This window comes from Arthrobacter sp. zg-Y919, from assembly GCF_030142045.1.
GTDB lineage: Bacteria > Actinomycetota > Actinomycetes > Actinomycetales > Micrococcaceae > Arthrobacter_B.
Window position 1 is genome coordinate 1,872,807 of record NZ_CP126242.1, and the last position, 17,106, is coordinate 1,889,912.

Sequence of the window (17,106 nt, forward strand, 5' to 3'; positions counted from 1 at the left end):
ATCCGCTGATCGGGCCGTTTCTGCGTGCTGGTACTGCTTCTCCCCTAGTGCCGGTTGTCCCGGTTTGCTCCGTCCGGCCCGGCCCCCGCGCTGACGGGTGTAGGCAGCGACGGATCCCCGTCTTCCTGCCGGTCCTGGGGCCGGTGCGGCAGAGGAGCGGGCTGGAGGCTGCGGTATCCCCCGAGCGCCGGCGGCTCGTCAGTGGGCAGCTCGGACTGCATTTCCCGCAGGATCCCTACACCGTGCTCCAGCTGCGGGTCATCTCCGGCCACATACGCGTGAGGCGGGAAAGCCACCTCAATGTCCGGTTCCACTCCCCGGTTCTCCACGCCCCAGCCTGCGCCGCCCGTGAACCAGTAGGCGTACCGCGGCTGGTTCACTGCAGTTCCATCCACGAGGGTGAAGCGTCCGTCGATTCCGACGACGCCGCCCCAGGTGCGGGTGCCCACTACCGGCCCGATGCCGCGCAGCTTCGACACCTGCGTGACAATGTCGCCGTCGGACCCGGCAAACTCATCCGTCAAGATCACCACAGGACCACGGGGAGCGTGTGCCGGGTACGGGGTGGGCGTGCCGCCGCGCGGGGTGCTCCACGCAGTGACCTTCCGGCCAATCAGCTCCGCGACGAGCTGGGAGGTGTGTCCCCCACGGTTCCGCCGCACGTCAACCACCAGGGCCCGCAGGGACGCCTCCTGGTCCAGGTCCCGGTGCAGCTGGGACCAGCCGTTGGCCATCATGTCGGGAATATGCAGATACCCGAACTCTCCGTTGGAGGCTTCCCGCACGATCCGGCGGTTGGCACTGACCCAGTTCTGGTACCGCAGGCGTTCCTCGCTGCGCAGCGGAACGACGGCGATCCGCCGCTGCTCCGGTGCGCCGTCGTCGGCAGTGGACACCACCGTCAGTTCCACGGTCCGGCCGGCGGCGCCGGCAAGCAGGACAGCAGGTCCCTCGTTGGCCGGAACCGGCTGCCCGTCCACCGCGGCGATGATGTCGCCCACGTGCACATCGGCACCCGGAGCGCTCAGCGGAGACGTGGCCTCGGGATCGGAGGACTCGGCTCCCAGAATCCGGACGACTTCCCAGCCGCCGGCGCCGGGACGCAGGTCGGCGCCGAGGAAACCCTGCCCGCCCGATCCCGGTTCGGTTACGGGAACGGGATTTACGTAGGCATGGGACGTGCCGAGCTCTCCGTGCATTTCCCAGAGCAGGTCCACCAGGTCGTCATGGCTGCCCAGGTTTTCCACCAGAGGCCGGTACCGGGTGTGGACACCTTCCCAGTCGAGTCCGCCCATGTCCGGTGCCCAGAAGAAGTCACGCTGCAGGCGCCAGGCTTCGTCAAAGGCCTGGCCCCACACCTTGACCGGATCGATCCGGACGCGGATGCGCTCCAGCTCCACCCGTACGCTGTCGGCGGAGTCCTCCTCCACCCGTGCAGCCGCCGGAACCATCCGGACGCTGCCCTGGTGGCGCAGCACCACCTTGGTGCCGTCGCCGCTGACTTCGAAATCGTCCAGCGCCGGAACCAGGACGGAGACATCCTTCTTCTCCAGGTCAAAGCGCTCAAGCCGTGCTGCCGGATCCCGGTCGGCGGCCGAGGCCCGGCCGTCGCCGGTGACACCGTAGATGTCCGATGCCTGCCACAGCAGGGCTCCCTCGGCGCTCCGAAGCTTCGTGTAGCGGCCCTGGGGAACGGGGACGGCGATCAGGCGGTCACCGATCCGGTCGGCGTCAACGCGTACCTCCGGTGCCGCGCCTGCAGCGTCGTCCGTGTCGGTTTCCGGCTTAGCCGTATCTTCGGACGCGGCTGTAGCCACGAAGGTTCCGGATACCGAGGGGCCGAACGGCGAGGGTGTTCCGGCGGCCAGCGCCACTAGGAAAGGCTTGGTGGAGGACGGGAAGCTCAGGTCGAACCGGTGGGTGTCGTATACCGGATCGAAGCTGCGCTCGGAGAGGAAGGCAAGATACCGGCCGTCGGTGGTGAAGGACGGGTCGTGGTCATTGAACCGGCCGTCGGTTACGTCGACCACCGGTGCCTCCGTGTCCCGCACGGACCGCAGCCGGATCCGTGACCGTCCTTCGGCGCTGGAGGGTTCCGCCCATGCCAGCCACTGGGAGTCCGGCGAGAAGGCCATCTGGTCGACGGCTCCAAACTCCGACGAAGTGACGGGGAACAGCTCGGCCGTTGCCACCTCGAGGACAAACACTTCACCGTATTCGGTGGACACACCTACACGCTGTCCATCCGGGCTGGGGACCATCTCGCTGACACGGGTGGGCCGGTCGAACCCAATCCGGACCAGGCCGTTGCCGGCGGAGGTTTCCTGGGCTTCGGCATCCACCGGAGCGGTGCTTCCGCGCTGGGACGAATCCCCGGATCCGTTCTCCTCGCTGGCCGGAACAGCAACACCGGAGGCCGACACCGGGCTGGGCAGAACCAGCCCGTTGTTGCCTGCGTCCATGGCGGGCGTTCCGGCCACGGAGATTCCCTCGGCGGGAGTGGCAGCCGGGCTACCGGACACCAGGACAACGTCAGCGAAGACGTCCTTGATGTAGATAGCTTCCTCGCCGTGGTGGTCCGCCACGAATACCGCACGCGACCCATCCAGGGGCCGGCCGAGGCGGCTGCGCACGGCCGAATCGGCTTCGATCACACGGGACGGTCCATCGCGGTGGGTCAGCCAGTGCAAAGTACCGTGGCTTTCCACGATGCTCGCGGTTCCCCGGGCGTCCGGAACGGCTGCCTGCAGGTGTTTTGCGACGTTCAGCGCACGGGGGCGACGCGCAGTTCCGGCCGATGCCAGAGCGATGTCCAGCGGCTGGGCTTCGGCATCCAGCGAAGGCAGGAGCCAGATGCGTCCCGCCGATTCGAACACGATCCGCTGGCCGTCAGAGGACGCGTGCCGGACGTAGAACCCTTCGAAGTCCGTATGCCGGCGGAGGTCTTCGCCCTGGGGCGTGACCGAGTAGAGGTTGCCGTAGCCTTCGTGATCCGAAAGGAAAACGACCCGGCCGTCAATCCACATTGGATCCGACAGGTTCCCGTCCAATTCTGGAACCAACCGGAGGAATTCTCCGTTGCCGTCCGCGTCAATCCAGAGCTTCCCGGCGGTGCCGCCGCGGTAGCGCTTCCACCACGCCTGCTCCCGGGTCAGCATGCTGCCAATCACCATCGGGCGTTCATCGCCGACGGACGGGCCTTCCGCGATGGTCTCCACCGGGCCGTACGGGAGCTTGACCGGCGCCGCACCGTCCAGCGGGACTGCGAAGGCCCAGCGCAGCCGGTTGTCCTCCTGCTCCACCGAGCAGGTGGCAATGACCTGTCCGGCGGAGTTGAATCCCTTCATACGCGTGCTCTGGCTGCCCCAGAAGGTCAGCTGCCGGAAGTCTCCGCCGTCAACGTCGGCCGTGACGATTTCAGGTGCACCACCTTGGACCACCTGCCAGGCAAGGCGGCTGCCGTCCGGGGAGAACTTCGGGCTGCGTGCGGGCAGCTGCATGGCGGAAACCCGCCAGGCACGGCCGCCCGTGACGGGTGCCATCCAGACATCGTCTTCAGCGACGAAGGTGACGAGGTTCCCGTGCAGATCGGGGTAACGAAGGTACGAAGTTGGACTCATGGATTGATCCTATCTTTCGCCACCGACTTGTCTGCGTAGCAACGTGCCTCACGAGGGGGCCACAACGCTGCTGATCCGCCACGTTCCCTCAACTCTCACCAGCACCAACAGCACTTCCTGCTCCTGCGCCGGCATCTGCTGCAGCACCGCACCGGCCCTGTCCACCTGCCGGTAGGGGGCAACCTTAGTGTGGACCCGGAGTTCCGCGTCTGCTGTCCCGTCCGGAGCTGCCTGATCAAGCACTGACACTTCCATGACCAGTCCGTCGAGGGTATGGCCGGCCGCCGACAACTTCCCGATCTGTTCCCGGTCGGCCAGTAGGGCTTCGGACCCTGGAGCATCAACATCATTCAGGAGCGCCGGGTCTGCCGTTCTGAACGCCCTGCTCCGAAGCTCGGCGAGCGCCGGCAGCGCCTGTGCCGCGTCCTCTGCCTTGGTTTCCGCCCTGAGCGTTTCGACGGTTTTTGTGGACGCAGCTGTTCCAGCTGCAACGGGGCCGGGTGAAGCAGAACCGGATGTTGCAGGGCTGGATCCTGCAGGGCTTGATGCAGCAGCACCGCCGAATCGAAGGAGGTCCGGGGCTGCGAGCGCTATCCCGGCAAGTATCAGTACCAGTGCAACCACTCCTGTCGCGGCAACAGGCAAGACACGGCTGCCGGAGACGTTCCGGTCCCGCCGTCGCCGCCCGGCCGGTGGAGCCTCCTGCTGCCGGCTCACAGCCTGACGTCCACTTGCCTGACGTCCAATTGCCTGGCCTCGCATCGCCTGCCGTCTGATGCCGGCCCGTCCCGTAACGCCACGCCCTACCGCCGTAGGCCTGTGCCACCACCTCCTCCGCCGTCCGGTGCCGGAACCAGCGGAGCCAGTCCGGCGGGTCAGCAGCTGAGGACGAACGTCCGGATGGACAGCAGCTACGAGGTCCACCGGCAGTGCGGGGGCACCACGGTAGGCGGCGGCTGCAAATTCATCAGCAGTAGGCCGCTGGCCGGGGTCCTCCGCCAATCCCGCCTCCAGCAGGGCCGGCAAGTCCCTGCCTACCCCGGGAACCAGGATCGAAAGCGGCGGCCGGTCACGGCTGGGTGGGGGAACCCGTCCAGTCAGCAGGAACCAGCCCACGGCGGCCAAGGCATACACGTCGCCCGCTGTTCCCAGTCCGCTGCCCGTTCCGTCGTCGCTCTCGGGCGCATGGAAACCCGGGGTCCCCTGCCGCGACGCACCGGACTCACCCAGTAGCCGCCCTGATCCAAAGTCGGCCAACAGCGGCCTGCCCTCGGACGCAAAGAGGATGTTTCCGGGAGACACGTCCCCATGTGCCGTGCCCCGGGCGTGGAGGTAATCCAACGCAGCGGCGATCCCCACGAGCACCGTGACCGCTTCACCGGGCAGGACCGGCCCCCGTGCCGCCACCAGCCCTGCTGCACTACCGCCGGGTGCGTACCCAGTGAGGAGGCCAGCCCCTTGATCGGTTTCAACGACGCCGTGCAGCTTCAACAGGTGCGGATGCTCCAGTCGGGCATGGATGTTCACCTCCCGCCTGGCTTCAAAGGCATTCATCGAGTTCCCCTGCCCTGCTGCTGGGACCTTCAGCGCGAACGATGCGCCGTCGTCGTCCCGGACCAGCCAGACGGCGCCGCTTCCGCCCACTCCCAGCAGCCGGACCACCCGGTAGCCGAGCACCTCCGGGGCAGGAGGCGCAGGGACGCCGCCAGCATCTGCAGGCATTTCGGAAGCTTCGCTGGAGCGGGCAGGGTCCGGTGTTGTGTCCATGGGAGCAAAGTCTTAACCTCCGCCGGAGCTCCTCGGCGGTTTTCCACAAGGTAGTGGACCTATGGGGAGTGCCGGAAACACTCCTGCCGGGCTGGCCGTCGAGTGTGGTCCACATCACGCCAGTGGGGGTCTAGGCTAGCCCCATGGCTTTGGAGTTCACCCGCGTAGGCCTGGCTCCGCACTACGTGGATTATTCAGCAGGCTGGGATCTCCAGCAGCAGCTGCACCGGCAGGTACTTGAGGGCAGGACGCCCAACACAGTGCTGCTGCTTGAGCACACTTCCGTCTACACGGCGGGGCGCCGCACCGAGCCGCACGAACGGCCTTTCGACGGCACACCGGTGATCAACGTAGACCGGGGTGGGAAGCTGACCTGGCACGGGCCGGGTCAGCTGGTCGGCTATCCGATCGTGAAGCTCGCCGATCCATCCTCGATCAAGGCATATGTCGCCGTCCTGGAAGCCGCAGTGATCAGCGTGCTGCAGGGATACGGGATTGCCGGCGTCCGGGTCGAGGGGCGCTCCGGTGTCTGGGTCCGCGGCGACGGGAAACCGTTCGGAGTGCCGGACCGCAAAATCGCTGCGGTGGGGATCCGGGTCCATCAGGGAGTCACGATGCACGGATTCTCCCTGAACTGCAGTAACGATCCCGCACCCTACAGCCAGATCGTCGCCTGCGGCATCACCGACGCCGGAACCACCTCGATCAGCGCGGAGACGGGCACAGCGGTGTCTCCGGCCGACGTCGTCGGGCAGGTGGAAGCCGCACTCGCCGCCCGTGAGTCGGACCTGACCGGCACCATCCCACCGAAGACCCCCTCCGGCGCCGGCGCCATCCCTGCCGCCAGCCGGCCGAAAGGAGCCCTGCTGTGACCCTCGCCCCTGAAGGACGGCGCCTGCTGCGCATCGAACAGCGCAACGCTGCCGTACCGGTGGAACGCAAGCCCGAATGGATCAAGGCCAAAGTCAATATGGGCCCTGAGTATGTTGAGCTGAAGAAGCAGGTGAAGAAGGAAGGCCTGCACACTGTCTGCGAAGAAGCGGGCTGCCCCAACATTTTCGAATGCTGGGAGGACCGCGAAGCCACCTTCCTGATCGGCGGGTCCGAATGCACCCGGCGCTGCGACTTCTGCCAGATCGACACCGGCAAGCCCTCGCCGCTGGACCTGATGGAACCCACCAAGGTGGCCCGCTCGGTGCAGCAGATGAACCTTCGCTATGCCACGGTCACCGGAGTGGCCCGGGACGACCTCGCAGACGAAGGCGTGTGGCTCTATGCCGAAACCATCCGCAAGATCCACGAGCTCAACCCCGGCACCGGCGTCGAAATCCTGATTCCCGACTTTTCCGGGAAAGTGGAGCACATCATCGACATTTGTGAAGCCCGCCCCGAGGTCTTCGCCCACAATGTGGAGACCGTGCCCCGCCTGTTCAAGCGGATCCGCCCCGCCTTCCGGTATGAACGCTCCCTGGACGTCATTACGCAGGGGCAGAACATGGGTATGGTCACCAAATCCAACCTGATCCTTGGCATGGGTGAAACCCGTGCGGAAATCTCCGGAGCGCTGAAGGATCTGCGCGACTCCGGCTGTGACCTCATCACCATCACCCAGTACCTGCGGCCCAGCGAACGCCACCTGCCCGTGGACCGCTGGGTCAAGCCGCAGGAATTCGTCGAAATCAGTACGGAAGCGGAGGAACTGGGCTTCCTGGGTGTGATGAGCGGACCGCTGGTGCGGTCCTCCTACCGTGCCGGGCGACTGTGGGCCGGCGCCATGCGCCGCAAGGGCCTGGAGCTGCCTCCGCAGCTGGCGCATATCGAGGATTCCGGGTCCACTTACCAGGAAGCTTCGTCCATTCTGGCCCGCCGGTGACTGCGGTCCTGCGTCCCCCGATACGGCATGGACACCACTGCGTGCCCCGCTTCCTGCCTGACAGTGCAACCTTCCTGACCCCACGCCCGCATCACGTAGAATGAACTCATTATGGCCAAAAGCACTGATTCAGACGCATCCCAGAGCGCCCGCAAAGGCGTCTTTTCCCGCAAGCCGAAGGGGGAAAAGAAGCCCAAGAAGCAAGGGCGCATGAAGCAGATCGCCGAGGTCTTCAAGATGACCCGGCGGAACGATCCGAGCGTCGTCTGGCTGATGATCGGCGCGTTCCTCGGCATTATCGCCGTGGGCCTGCTGATCGGCTTCCTGATCGACAACTGGATCACGATGCTCATCATCGCCATCCCCCTCGGCCTGCTTGCCGCCGTGTTCATCCTGTCCCGCCGCGCCGAACGCGCCGCGTTCTCGCAGATCGAAGGCCAGCCGGGTGCTTCCGGCGCAGCCCTCAGCGTCCTGCGCCGCGGCTGGATCCTCGAGGAACAGCCTGTGGCAGTGAACCCGCGCACCCAGGAAGCTGTCTTCCGGGCCATCGGGCGTCCCGGCATTGTCCTGGTCACCGAGGGCTCCCCCGCCCGTGCCAAGGCGCTGGCCGACAGCGAACGCCGGAAGATGAGCCGCATTGTGCCCAAGGTTCCGGTCACGGTCATCCAGACCGGCCGCGGCGAAGGACAGGTGCCGCTGTCCAAGGTCGCCACCACGGCCAAGAAGCTGCCGAAGGAACTGACCAAGCAGGAAGTCGCCACCGTCAACAAGCGGCTCTCCGCCCTGGGCACCCGGTTGCCGATCCCCAAGGGCATCGACCCGTACCGTGCCCGCCCGGACCGCAAGGCCACCCGCGGACGCTAGTCCCTAACCAAAAGGGCCCCTTTCGAGGGGCCCTTTTGTTTTGCCCTGCTACTTACCGGACAGGGCCGCACCCGCAGCGTCCAGCAGGGCCAGCAGCTCGCTCTCTTCGGCCTGTCCTGCTACTTACCGGACAGGCCCGCGCCCACCGCGTCCAGCAGGGCCAGCAGCTCGCTCTCTTCGGCCTGCGTGAGTCCTGCTCCACGGGGACGTGCGACGCCGGCAGCTTCCTCCCAGGCGAGGGTATCGGCGAGCGTCTGCCGCAGCGGCCGCAGCTGCAGTCCAGCCTGGCGCGCCCGGGCATTGGACCGGGCGTTCATGCCGTGCCAGTCCGGATCCTCCAGCCACAGCGTCAGCGAGCGGGGGCCGGACCACTCATTCACATCCTGTTCGCGGAGCCAACGTGCCGGAGCCGGGACGGCAACAGCCGCCACGCCGGGTGGTCCCGCCACCGCCGCCGCCGCCTCAAGATGCTCCGCGAACGGCACCGTATCCCCCACTGCGTTGAACACGCCGGCGGTCCGTTCCTCTGCCACCTGCACGAGCCACTGCGCCAGGTCGCGGACATCAATGAGCTGCGTAGGCTGGCGCGGCACGTCGGGCACGAGGACACGCCCTCCCCGGGCGAACCGCAGCGGCCAGTATCCGCTGCGCCCGGAGCTGTCGCCCGGCCCGCCGATGAGTCCGGACCGGACTATCGCGCGGGAACCGGAACCAAAGCCTTCAGTAACAGCCTGCTCGCACGCAACCTTGGCAGGGCCGTAGTTTTCCATGCTGCCCATGACGTCGTCCGTGAGGGGTGCCAACAGTGCGGCGTCTTCGTCCTGGCCCCATTCCCGTTGGCTGGCATACACGTTTCCGGTGGAGACAAAGACATAGAAGTCCGCGGCAGCGCCTAGGCCGCGGACGGCACGGCGTACCTGTCCGGGCTGTCGGGAAACGTCGATGACCGCATCCCAGTGCCGGTCAGCGGCCGCTGCGAGTCCGTCGTCGGCGTCGCGGTCTATCTGAAGGAAGGCGACCCCGGCCGGCGGCTTCCCCGACGTTCCACGGGCAGCGCAGGTTACTTCGTGGCCGGCAGACACGGCAGCGGCGGCGGTCTGGTGGCCGAGCCAGGCGGTTCCGCCCAATATCAGGAGTTTCATACCTGGAATCTGCCAGATTCAGGGGCGGGTTGGAAAGCCTAGTGTTTTACCTTCACCAGGACGGTGCCCAGTGCCCGGTCGTGCAGGCCGCGCTGGTCGGCGTCGAACACCACTGCGGGAATCACCAGGCACAGCAGCAGCGTGCGGACAACCGCTGCGGGAATCCCGGCGGCGCGGCCGTCCATTTTCTGCACCTGGAGGCTGAAGATCCGGTGTCCGATGCTGTAGCCGAGCAGGCTGATCAGCAGGATCTGTTCGACGGCGAAAATTGCCAGGATAGCGAAGTCGTCACCGCCGAAAAGCCAGTAGGCAATGAGGGAAGCAATGGCCCAGTCAATGAGCAGGGCGCCCAGGCGCGGGCCCACACGCGCGATGGATCCGGGACCGGTACGCGGCCTGCCGAGGTGTTTACCCGGCCACGTACTCTCATCGGAGGGAGGGCCTTCCAGCCAGGAACCTATATCGCTTCTATCGACCACGGTTAAAGACTACCCGGGTGGCTGGGGCACAAATGAACCCCTTATTATCGCTGCCCCCACCTGTTGCGGATAGGGTGGAAGGGAGACCATCGACTGCGTAACGTACCGGAAACACACGTGTCACCGCCGGGAAACCGGATCCCTTTAGGGTCAAGGGGACGCGCCGGACGGTCAAAGGCCCGGCGCCAGCCAGGTCTTGCAGCCCGAGGTCTTCCATCCAAACAGTTGTATAGGAGCACATAAACGATGTTCAAGAACGCGGACGAAGTCCTCAGGTTCATCGCTGACGAGCAAGTGAAGTTCGTCGACATCCGATTCACCGACGTTCCCGGAGTGCAGCAGCACTTCAACGTGCCGGCCAAAACCGTAGATGCCGATTTCTTCGTCAACGGTCAGCTGTTCGACGGCTCATCCATCCGCGGCTTCCAGGGCATTGCAGAGTCCGACATGCAGCTCATCCCGGATGTGACGACGGCGTTTATCGATCCCTTCCGCATGGAGAAGACCCTTGCGCTGAACTTCTCGATCGTGAACCCGCGTACCGGCGAGCCGTACCACCGCGATCCCCGCGGTGTTGCCGAGCGCGCCGAGGCCTACCTCGCCTCCACCGGGATTGCCGACACGGCCTTCTTTGGTTCGGAAGCCGAGTTCTACATCTTCGACAACGTCCAGTACGAGTCCTCCCCCCGGGGCAGCTTCTACAAGGTTGATTCCATCGAGGCTCCGTGGAACAGCGGCCGCGAGGAAGAGGGCGGCAACCTGGGCAACAAGACCCCGTACAAGGGCGGCTACTTCCCCGTGGCCCCCGTGGACAAGCAGGCTGACCTGCGCGACGCGATCAGCGTGGAGCTGGACAACGTGGGCCTCGAAGTCGAACGCGCGCACCACGAAGTGGGCGGTGCCGGTCAGGCCGAGATCAACTACAAGTTCACCACCCTGACGCACGCGGCCGACGATCTGCAGAAGTTCAAGTACATCGTCAAGAACGTTGCCGATTCCTGGGGCAAGTCCGCTACCTTCATGCCGAAGCCCATCTTCGGTGACAACGGTTCGGGCATGCACTGCCACCAGTCCCTGTGGAACGGTGGCGAACCGCTGTTCTATGACGAGAAGGGCTACGCCGGTCTCTCGGACCTGGCCCGCTGGTACATCGGCGGCCTGCTCAAGCACGCCTCCGCGGTCCTCGCCTTCACCAACCCGACGGTCAACTCCTACCGCCGCCTGGTCAAGGGCTTCGAAGCTCCCGTGAACATGGTCTACTCGCAGGGCAACCGCTCGGCCGCCATCCGAATCCCGATCACGGGTTCCAACCCGAAGGCCAAGCGCCTGGAGTTCCGTGCTCCGGATCCCTCCTCCAACCCGTACCTGGCGTTCTCCGCACAGCTGATGGCGGGCCTGGACGGCATCAAGAACCGCATCGAGCCGGCGGATCCGATCGACAAGGACCTCTACGAGCTGCCGCCCGAAGAGGCCCAGCACATCCAGAAGGCTCCGGCGTCGCTCGAAGAGGCACTGGTTGCCCTGGAGAACGACAATGAGTTCCTGCAGGCCGGCGGTGTGTTCACCCAGGACATGATCGACAGCTGGATCTCCTACAAGCGCGAATTCGAAATCCTGCCGCTCGCGATGCGCCCGAACCCGTACGAATACGAGCTCTACTACGGCGTATAACCCGCTTCTGCGGCCCGGCGTCGGTTACCCGGCGTCCGGTCCGCAGTAAGTCCCGGTAGAACAGGAAGGGCCCCGTCAGCGGTTTTGACGGGGCCCTTCCTGCTGCCGGTGTAGGGGCCCGACGGTGCGCCCACAGGACCTTGCGGTGACTGTGGAAGAATCCCTGCATGATGGACAACTGGGAAACCCGGGTGCAGGAGTTTTGGGCACAGGCTGATGACACAGACCCCGCCACAACTCTGCGCAGCATGAAAGCACTCGTCGACGAGCAGCCGGATGGGGATGCCGCGGCCCTGTTTGAATGGGCTTCTGTTCATGACTTCCTCGGGCAGGAGGCAGAAGCGATCCCGTTGTACCGCCTAGCTCTCGACGCCGGCCTGGACGATAGAAGACGCATTCAGGCACTTATTCAACTTGCCAGCTCGCTACGCAACGTGGGCGAGTCCGAGGCTGCCATCCAAGTCCTCGAGGGTGTGGAGGAAAACAACGTCGCAGGGGATGCACATCGTGCCTTTCTCGCCCTTGCGCTTTTCGACGCCGGTCGGCAGGATCAGGCTCTCCGTGTTGCCCTCGAGGCCCTGGCCAAGACCCTCCCCCTCTATCGGCGGGCCGTCACCGGGTACGCCGCAGAGCTCCTCACGAGCGGCTGACGTTATCCAAAAAGTGCCGCCGAGGAACACTTTGAAGACCGGAACCAGGCGGCCACACTTTGGACATATCCCGCTACAAATTCACGCCGTCGGGAAGCTCTGGGGCGTCGAACTTCTGCCGGTCGCATTCGGCTTTCAGCTGCGGGTAGGTGTCCGCGATCAGGTCCAGAATGCGGTTGCGGACCACCAGGTAGGCTTCACCGACTCCCACCACGCCCTTGAATTCCTTGAGCTCTTCTTCATAGGACGTCTGTTGGTGCCGCAGGTAGTTGACGGTCAGCCGGTTCAGCCGTGACGGCGCCGTCGACAGGCTGGCCGGGGACTGCTTACCGCGAAGACGGCCGTTGAAATGCTCGATGGCCTTGCGCTGCATCGACTCCCACGGCTCAGGAACGATCCGCAGTTCCAGCGACTCGGCCACTGCGACTGCCGCCTTCTTCTTCACCAGTGCGCGTTCACGGGCCGCCAGCTGCCGGTTACGGGAGGCTTCCCTAGCCTTTTGGTACTCCGGGGTGGCTTCGATGGCTTCGACGCGTTCCAGTGCGTAGAGCTTCATCGGGGCGGCTTTGCGGGAAAACGGGTTCCGGGCGGTCTTGTCCGGTTCGGGCAGAAAGGTCTTGATCTGCCCGTCGGTCCAGCCCCGGTCCTTCTTCAGGTCATTGGCGATGAGCATGCCCTCGCTGTTGGCCGGCTTGGGACGCGGTGGATGGTGTTTGCCTCTGGGCACGGTGCTCCTGCGGATGTGGAAGTGGTGTCTACCTATTCTAGGAGAGCACCGGTCCGGGCCCGGAAACGGAAAACGCCGCCATTCCCGGGTGGGAACGACGGCGGAGACTTCTTCTACGTTAGGCGGTTGCTTCGGCAGTGACCTGGCTCGCGGCCGGTTCTGCGTTCAGCATGGCGATCTCGGCTGCCGATACTCCCCCGGCAACGAGCGCGCATCCGGCGGCAATAGCCGTGATCTGTGCGGTGAATCGTGAAGTGGTGGTCCTGGTACGCGTTACAGCGACGTGCTTCAACATATAGCTTGATGCTCCCTTCGAGAGGCATGGGGTAGCACTCCGGGCACAACAAATGGATGTGCCGCAATGCGGTGGCTTCTGTGCCGGAGTGGTGGTGTTGCGGTTCGTCGCCCAAGGCGGACCGCGGATTTCAGGAGAGGCTGCGCTTGGTGCACGTACTCGTTGCGGGTACTGGCTGCGCTTATGGGGCCTTCAGATCCTGTCCGCTATCCAGTCTAGTGGTATTACCTTCTAGGCTCAAGGGGTGCGGGTCCGATCTGGCGTACGTTTGAACACATGCCAATTGAACACACGGACCTTGCCATCCCGGTCGGCGAGGGGACCGTATCCGCCGTACTGTCCCGTCCTTCCGACCCCGACGTGACCATCGTCGTCGCCCACGGTGCCGGGGCCGGAATGGAGCACCCTTTCCTCACCGGGTTCACCGGCGCGCTGAACGACGGCGGAGCGGCCACGCTGCGCTTCAACTTCCCCTACCGGGAGGCGGGTAAGAAGTTTCCGGATCGGGCACCCGCGGCTGTTGCAGCGTGGAAAGCCGTCATGGAGGCGGTGGAGGCGCGTCATGACGGCGCGCCGGTCTGGGCGTGCGGCAAGTCATTCGGCGGCCGGATGGCGTCCATGGCGGTGGCGGACGGCATGCCGGCGGCCGGACTGGTGTACCTGGGCTATCCGCTGCATCCGCCGGGCAAGCCGGAGAAGCTGCGCGACGAGCACTTGTACGGCCTCACCCTGCCGATGCTGTTCCTGCAGGGCACACGTGACACTTTTGCGTTGCCCGGCGAACTGGAACCGGTAGCTGAGCGGATTGGCCCCAACGCGCACGTCCAGCGGATTGAGGGCGGCAATCATTCGTTTGAGGTCCGCGGGCAGAAGCGTACGCCCGATGCCATCGGCGCCGGGCTCGCTGAACCGGTGCTGGACTTTATCCGAAGCAGCGCGAAGCCGTGAGCGGGGCGTTGCCCGACGACGGTGCGGGCCGGGAGGAAAGGACGGCCAGTCTACGGATGCGGCTGTTGACGCCGTATCTGCGGTTGACCCGGAAGCCCCTGACAGCCACGGCGGAACGCACCAGCGCCAGGCTCGGTTCGGCGAAGCGGGCTGCACGGCCACCCCGCCGTCTCCTGCGGACGTTCCAGGTGGAGCAGCACAGTATCGACGGGTTCTCCTGCTATTCAGTGGCGCCGCGTCCGGGCGCCTCGTCTGGGGACGCGTCGTCCTCCGCAGTGCTGTACCTCCATGGCGGTTCGTACATCAGCCCGATCAGCACCTGGCACTGGCGGTTCATCTCCCGGCTTGCGGCTGCCGGACACCGTGTGGAGGTTCCGCTGTACGGTCTGGCGCCCGCGTACAACCACCGGGAGGCTGCCCTGCTCCTGGCCAAGGTGTACCGCCGGCTGCTGGACGACATCGCTCCTGAGCGCGTGACCTTTATGGGTGATTCAGCCGGTGGCGGTCTGGCACTGGCTTTTGCGCAGCAGCTAGCTGAATATTCTCTGCCTCAGCCGCGGCGTTTGGTTCTGCTGTCCCCTTGGGTGGACGTGGCCATGGAGAATCCCGAGCTTGCGGCAGTGGAGGCAGTGGACCCGTGGCTGAGCCGTGCAGGCCTTCGTGTTGCGGCCCGGGCGTGGGCAGCCGGGGACGATCTGGCTGATCCCCGCGTGAGTCCCATCAACGGTCCGATGTCGGGGCTGCCGACGACCGATGTGTTCGTCGGAACCCACGATCTGCCTTATCCGGATGTGCTCCGGCTGCAAAGCCTGATGAGGGCTGCGGGGTCCCCGGTATCGCTGCACGTCGCCGACGGCGCAGTCCATGTATACCCGCTGCTTCCCGTGCCCGAGGGCAGGGCTGCGCAGAAGGTGATTCTGGAGCTGTTGCGTTCCTGATTGCCGGTCCTGGTTGACCGGTCCTGGTTGCCGGTCCTGGTTGACCGGTCCTCCTGGCTTAACAGGGCGCACCGGTTCCCCCGCCTTGCTGGTTTTCGGCAGCCGGCCCTTCTCCACTGAGAACCAGCCCAAGCTGGTCCTAGAAGGGAGGTGGAGTTCCGGCCCACGCCTGCTCCGCCTTATCCCCTTTGGCATCGGAATCGATGAGATGAGTTTCGATAGAGGCGCTTCCAGCGAAATCCCTGCTGTGCAGATATGCCTGCGTCTGGTAGACGCGTCCCATCGGGGACGTCCACTCGATGAGTCCCGGTGCAGGCTGGCGGGCCTTCCACAACCCCACGGTCTTGAGCCGGTGGTGCTTCCGGCACAGGTGCGCCAGGTTCCCGTGGCCCGTAGAACCTCCTTCGGCCCACGGCACCGTATGGTCGATTTCGCAGTTCGCCGCAGCCACACCGCACCCCGGGAACCTGCAGGTCCCGTCACGGGCCTGCAACCAGCGTTTGAGCGCCTGCGGGATCCTCCGCTGTCGGCCCACCGCCAGGATCTCCCCGTCTCCGTCCTGCAAGAGTCCTGTCCACCGGCCGGTATTCCGCAACAGCTCCCGGGCCACGTCGGCACCGACGGGACCGTAACCGTTCAATTCCGCCGGCGCGTCCGAAAGACCCAGCAGTGATTCGGCCGAGATCAGCACCATCACTTCCGCCCGCAGCCCCTGGCCCGCCCACTCTTGTTCAGTTACAGGTGCTGGCGCCGACCCCAGTCCTTGTCCTGACTGTCCTGCTGGTGCCGGTGCTGGTGCTGGCGCTGACCCCTTCCTGGGCAGGGTGCCCCGCTCCGTCCCCGGCATGGCAGGTGCCGCAACGGAACGGGTCGGTTGGCCAGTCAAGGCGGAAACCAGAACATCGGCACGCAGCTGGTCCAAGGTCCGCCCATCCCCCGCAGCCTGCTCTCCCCGGGCGCAGGAGGTCAGCCCGTTGAAGATTCCGTGCGCGGCAGCAGCAGGTAGAAAAGCCGAAAGGACACCGATCCCGTCCGGCATGTCTTCCACCCACACCCGCCGCTCCCTATGAGCAGTCCGGTGGCGCTCCGGTATGGTCTCCGGGAACATTCCCTCCCGCATCCGACGGGCGGTCCGGTCGAACTGCGGGCCGGTCTTCCCCGGTGCCAGAGGCAGCAGTCTGGCCTCCAGCAGTTTCCCGTCCTCCGGCCGCAGGCCGCTGGTCTGCTCCACGACAGTGCGTGCCCTGCGGTAGTCGATGACACCGCGTTCCAGCTCTGACAAGGTCTCAGTGCACCGGGTGCTCAACTGCTCGGAATCCGCTACCAGCCGCTGCGCGGCAAGACCGGTCAGGCCCAGCAGGGCGCCAACCTCGGCCGCCGTGGCCCGCAGAATCCACTCGCCGGAGCCTTGCACCTCTGCAGAAGTGCCGCTCCCCGGCGTAGCGAGGTCAGGATACGGAGACTTGCCCAGGTTCACTGCGGTGAGTTCCATCAGCCGGTGCACAGTACGTGCCTGTTGCGCTTGAGCCCACGAGACCAAGGCACCGAGACGCTCCAGAACCTGCAATGCCGCTTCCTGGCCCAGTCCTGCGGGCTCCTGAAGCGAGAGCATGCCCATCAATCCCGCCGGCAGAACCGTGCCGTCCGCCGGAACGTCACTCATAGACACACAGAACACCCCCGGCAACGCCAGCGGATCCTGCTCTGTCCAGTGGGATCCTGCTTCGTGAGCCCTGGCGTCTGTCCGGCCGGGCCGTGAGCGCGCGCCGGAACGACCATCAGCTGACGATCGTCGAGCGTAGCGTGCGTAACGCGTGGAGGGCTGTTCCATAAGGTCATTCCACCAGCCCACTTTCCGACCAAATGCGTGCCCGGACCAAATGTGGACAACGCCAGCTGCACGTTCCATCGGGCGAACGTGTGGAGGAATAGTGGAAGGTGCTCGATTGCCCCAGCTCCGGGACTCCTCAGCCGTTAATGCTCAACAGATGGAGCATCCTGGGCCTCCCAGCCGCCAAGCCGCCAAGCCAGCGAGCCAGCCCAGCCCAGCCACGAGCCACCGTGCCGCCAAGCCAGCGAGCCAGCCCAGCCACCCAGCCACCCAGCCAGCCAGCGAGCCAGCGAGCCAGCGA

14 protein-coding genes are annotated in these 17,106 nt (G+C 65.6%); 7 read left to right on the forward strand and 7 right to left on the reverse strand.

Annotated elements, in window-relative coordinates; translation table 11 throughout:
- Nucleotides 1-44 precede the first annotated feature (44 nt).
- A complete protein-coding gene (locus QNO10_RS08875; protein ID WP_229947626.1) occupies nt 45-3,620 on the reverse strand; it encodes a S41 family peptidase in 3,576 nt (1,191 codons plus the stop codon).
- Between the two features lie 48 nt (nt 3,621-3,668).
- Complete coding sequence (locus QNO10_RS08880; RefSeq protein ID WP_229947624.1) at nt 3,669-5,342, reverse strand: serine/threonine-protein kinase; 1,674 nt, start codon at nt 5,340-5,342, stop codon at nt 3,669-3,671.
- 188 nt (nt 5,343-5,530) lie between these two features.
- Here QNO10_RS08880 and lipB point away from each other — a divergent pair, with 188 nt between their 5' ends.
- The 3 genes from lipB (at nt 5,531) to QNO10_RS08895 (ending at nt 8,124) form a co-directional block, all read left to right on the forward strand.
- Nucleotides 5,531-6,259: a lipoyl(octanoyl) transferase LipB gene (gene lipB, locus QNO10_RS08885; protein ID WP_229947622.1), complete on the forward strand. Its 729-nt coding sequence runs from the start codon at nt 5,531-5,533 to the stop codon at nt 6,257-6,259.
- Nucleotides 6,256-7,260: a lipoyl synthase gene (gene lipA, locus QNO10_RS08890; RefSeq protein ID WP_229947620.1), complete on the forward strand. Its 1,005-nt coding sequence runs from the start codon at nt 6,256-6,258 to the stop codon at nt 7,258-7,260. The genes lipB and lipA overlap by 4 nt, the downstream gene beginning before the upstream one ends.
- Nucleotides 7,261-7,371: 111 nt before the next feature.
- Nucleotides 7,372-8,124, forward strand: a complete 753-nt coding sequence (locus tag QNO10_RS08895) for a DUF4191 domain-containing protein (protein WP_229947618.1) — start codon at nt 7,372-7,374, stop codon at nt 8,122-8,124.
- A 119-nt stretch (nt 8,125-8,243) separates the two neighbouring features.
- Here the strand turns inward: QNO10_RS08895 and QNO10_RS08900 are convergent, their stop codons facing one another.
- A complete protein-coding gene (locus QNO10_RS08900) occupies nt 8,244-9,266 on the reverse strand; it encodes a Rossmann-fold NAD(P)-binding domain-containing protein (RefSeq protein WP_229947616.1) in 1,023 nt (340 codons plus the stop codon).
- Nucleotides 9,267-9,304: 38 nt separating this feature from the next.
- A complete protein-coding gene (locus tag QNO10_RS08905) occupies nt 9,305-9,745 on the reverse strand; it encodes an RDD family protein (RefSeq protein WP_229947615.1) in 441 nt (146 codons plus the stop codon).
- Between the two features lie 246 nt (nt 9,746-9,991).
- Between QNO10_RS08905 and glnA the strand changes: the two genes are divergently transcribed.
- Both glnA and QNO10_RS08915 read left to right on the forward strand, forming a co-directional pair.
- Complete coding sequence (glnA, locus tag QNO10_RS08910; RefSeq protein WP_229947613.1) at nt 9,992-11,416, forward strand: type I glutamate--ammonia ligase; 1,425 nt, start codon at nt 9,992-9,994, stop codon at nt 11,414-11,416.
- Nucleotides 11,417-11,583: 167 nt separating this feature from the next.
- Complete coding sequence (locus QNO10_RS08915; RefSeq protein ID WP_331460327.1) at nt 11,584-12,066, forward strand: tetratricopeptide repeat protein; 483 nt, start codon at nt 11,584-11,586, stop codon at nt 12,064-12,066.
- A 73-nt stretch (nt 12,067-12,139) separates the two neighbouring features.
- Here the strand turns inward: QNO10_RS08915 and QNO10_RS08920 are convergent, their stop codons facing one another.
- Together QNO10_RS08920 and QNO10_RS08925 are read right to left on the reverse strand one after the other, a co-directional pair.
- Nucleotides 12,140-12,793: a hypothetical protein gene (locus QNO10_RS08920; RefSeq protein WP_229947609.1), complete on the reverse strand. Its 654-nt coding sequence runs from the start codon at nt 12,791-12,793 to the stop codon at nt 12,140-12,142.
- 118 nt (nt 12,794-12,911) lie between these two features.
- Nucleotides 12,912-13,088, reverse strand: coding sequence for a hypothetical protein (locus QNO10_RS08925; protein ID WP_229947607.1), 177 nt, complete (start codon nt 13,086-13,088; stop codon nt 12,912-12,914).
- A gap of 276 nt (nt 13,089-13,364) precedes the next feature.
- On the opposite strand from QNO10_RS08925, the gene QNO10_RS08930 reads away from it, so the two are divergent.
- Nucleotides 13,365-14,036, forward strand: coding sequence for an alpha/beta hydrolase family protein (locus QNO10_RS08930; protein WP_229947605.1), 672 nt, complete (start codon nt 13,365-13,367; stop codon nt 14,034-14,036).
- Between the two features lie 56 nt (nt 14,037-14,092).
- Nucleotides 14,093-14,974 (forward strand): alpha/beta hydrolase fold domain-containing protein, encoded by an 882-nt coding sequence (locus QNO10_RS08935; RefSeq protein WP_229947603.1) that lies wholly within the window; start codon nt 14,093-14,095, stop codon nt 14,972-14,974.
- 139 nt (nt 14,975-15,113) lie between these two features.
- Here QNO10_RS08935 and QNO10_RS08940 read toward each other — a convergent pair whose 3' ends face one another.
- Nucleotides 15,114-16,637, reverse strand: coding sequence for an HNH endonuclease (locus QNO10_RS08940; RefSeq protein WP_229947601.1), 1,524 nt, complete (start codon nt 16,635-16,637; stop codon nt 15,114-15,116).
- Nucleotides 16,638-17,106 lie beyond the last annotated feature (469 nt).

What these genes read in the sequence shown, in the direction of transcription:
- QNO10_RS08915 (WP_331460327.1), top strand. Translation starts at nt 11,584, where the DNA reads ATGATGGACAACTGGGAAACCCGGGTGCAGGAGTTTTGGGCACAGGCT.
- QNO10_RS08925 (WP_229947607.1), bottom strand. Translation starts at nt 13,088, where the DNA reads ATGTTGAAGCACGTCGCTGTAACGCGTACCAGGACCACCACTTCACGA.
- QNO10_RS08935 (WP_229947603.1), top strand. Translation starts at nt 14,093, where the DNA reads ATGCGGCTGTTGACGCCGTATCTGCGGTTGACCCGGAAGCCCCTGACA.
- QNO10_RS08930 (WP_229947605.1), top strand. Translation starts at nt 13,365, where the DNA reads ATGCCAATTGAACACACGGACCTTGCCATCCCGGTCGGCGAGGGGACC.
- QNO10_RS08940 (WP_229947601.1), bottom strand. Translation starts at nt 16,637, where the DNA reads ATGAGTGACGTTCCGGCGGACGGCACGGTTCTGCCGGCGGGATTGATG.
- glnA (WP_229947613.1), top strand. Translation starts at nt 9,992, where the DNA reads ATGTTCAAGAACGCGGACGAAGTCCTCAGGTTCATCGCTGACGAGCAA.
- QNO10_RS08900 (WP_229947616.1), bottom strand. Translation starts at nt 9,266, where the DNA reads ATGAAACTCCTGATATTGGGCGGAACCGCCTGGCTCGGCCACCAGACC.
- QNO10_RS08875 (WP_229947626.1), bottom strand. Translation starts at nt 3,620, where the DNA reads ATGAGTCCAACTTCGTACCTTCGTTACCCCGATCTGCACGGGAACCTC.
- QNO10_RS08880 (WP_229947624.1), bottom strand. Translation starts at nt 5,342, where the DNA reads ATGCCTGCAGATGCTGGCGGCGTCCCTGCGCCTCCTGCCCCGGAGGTG.
- lipB (WP_229947622.1), top strand. Translation starts at nt 5,531, where the DNA reads ATGGCTTTGGAGTTCACCCGCGTAGGCCTGGCTCCGCACTACGTGGAT.
- QNO10_RS08895 (WP_229947618.1), top strand. Translation starts at nt 7,372, where the DNA reads ATGGCCAAAAGCACTGATTCAGACGCATCCCAGAGCGCCCGCAAAGGC.